The organism is Thalassobacterium maritimum (genome assembly GCF_031127805.1).
In the GTDB taxonomy this organism is placed as follows: Bacteria; Verrucomicrobiota; Verrucomicrobiia; order Opitutales; family Coraliomargaritaceae; genus Thalassobacterium; species Thalassobacterium maritimum.
In genome coordinates this window covers 1-1,407 of sequence record NZ_JARXHW010000142.1, presented here as the reverse complement: position 1 = coordinate 1,407, position 1,407 = coordinate 1, and the positions used below count along the sequence as shown (strand labels likewise).

Below are 1,407 nucleotides of genomic sequence, written 5' to 3'. Positions count from 1 at the left end.
GAGGCCGCTCCGATCCGAGCAGGATCGCCTTGTAGCGCCTCTGGAATACGTGGCCGCGTTCCTTACGCAGCCGGTTGAAACGCGTGGAGAAAGTGCTTTGTAACCACTTCATCCCCTCGACCAAGTTTGGCTCCGGCGTTTCCAAGGCCAAATGATAGTGATTACTCATAATCACATAGGCGTGTAACTTCCACCCGCAGCGCTCCACCGCTTTAAATAGGCAGCCTTCGAACGCTTCACCCGTGTTCGCCTTCAAGAACGACTCCTTGCGGTAATTTCTCTGGCTGATCACATAGTAGACCGCTCCAAGGGTACTCGATACGCTGTTTGCGAGCCATGACAAAGGGAAAACCGACGCTGCTCGAAGAATCAATGTTTATATTCTACGTTTGCCCCCTCCCTGGCCCGGTGCCGCTAAAGCTAGACGGCAAAGCGGGCAGGAAGATAAATTTCTACCCCTTCGGAATAAACCAGATTGGATTCATTCGGGCATTGTAGACGCGCACGATCTGAAGCAGGTCTTCGTCTGCCAGATACTCGTAAAGGATATGCGTGTGGAAACGCTTTTCGTAGAAGCGGCGAAGCTCACGTTTTTGGGATACTTTCACGTAGCCGTTCGGAGAGAGGCTGATTGTCTGGATCGCCGCATCCAGTTTCCTTGCAAACTCGTTTTCAAGCCCAGGCTCCTGCTCACGCCAAAACTTCACTTCCCGCTGAGCATCAGCAACGGCTTCATTAAGGTGCCGGATTTGCATCTCCTAAGCTTGCCGGATCATGCGCATCGCCTCGTAATGCGAAACGGTGTCCGTTAAGCCATTGTCGAGATCCTCAAGACGCTGCTCGGCTATAAGCACCTGCTCTTCATGGAAGCGCTCTTCCTGCACTTGGTGCAGGTGTGCGATTACCTTGGACTGCTCCTCGGCAGGCAAAGCGTCGATTTCTTCGATAACTTGGGCGGCGTTCATGCTGTTTAACATGACGATATCTGTAGTTTCTTCAAGTTCCTTTTAGCTTGCCCAGATGCGTCGGCGTGGACTTCCTATAGCTGCTTGATGCTCACCTCGGTGTAAAAATGCCTAGTGTCGAACTTGGCCTGTCCTAGGGGTTGCCGGTCAAAGCAGATACGAGGGGGGGCAAACGTAAAATTTAAATATTTTCTCATTTTGAATACTCACGGATCAGGTTTGTCACCCTTCAAGGGTGTCCCATGCTCAGCCGCTTGGCAATCCAGGGGTTGCCGGCCGTCGTGTGGGTGCGCAGCTCACGGACGATCTTGGCCTTACCGGATTCAGGTGGACGTAGTCCACCAGTGCGAGCAGAGGCCGCTCCGATCCGAGCAGGATCGCCTTGTAGCGCCTCTGGAATACGTGGCCGCGTTCCTTACGCAGCCGGTTGAAACGCGTGGAG

General features: G+C 53.4%; 3 protein-coding genes. All 3 read right to left on the bottom strand.

The genetic code is table 11. The features are described 5' to 3' along the window. Positions 1-343: transposase (locus QEH52_RS19675; protein WP_308952667.1), on the bottom strand; the 343-nt coding region annotated here is incomplete at its 3' end. 109 nt (positions 344-452) lie between these two features. Continuing rightward, positions 453-755: a type II toxin-antitoxin system RelE/ParE family toxin gene (locus QEH52_RS19670; RefSeq protein WP_308952666.1), complete on the bottom strand. Its 303-nt coding sequence runs from the start codon at positions 753-755 to the stop codon at positions 453-455. Positions 756-758: 3 nt separating this feature from the next. Then, positions 759-977: a hypothetical protein gene (locus QEH52_RS19665; protein WP_308952665.1), complete on the bottom strand. Its 219-nt coding sequence runs from the start codon at positions 975-977 to the stop codon at positions 759-761. Positions 978-1,407 lie beyond the last annotated feature (430 nt).

What these genes read in the sequence shown, in the direction of transcription:
- QEH52_RS19670 (WP_308952666.1), bottom strand. Translation starts at nt 755, where the DNA reads ATGCAAATCCGGCACCTTAATGAAGCCGTTGCTGATGCTCAGCGGGAA.
- QEH52_RS19665 (WP_308952665.1), bottom strand. Translation starts at nt 977, where the DNA reads ATGTTAAACAGCATGAACGCCGCCCAAGTTATCGAAGAAATCGACGCT.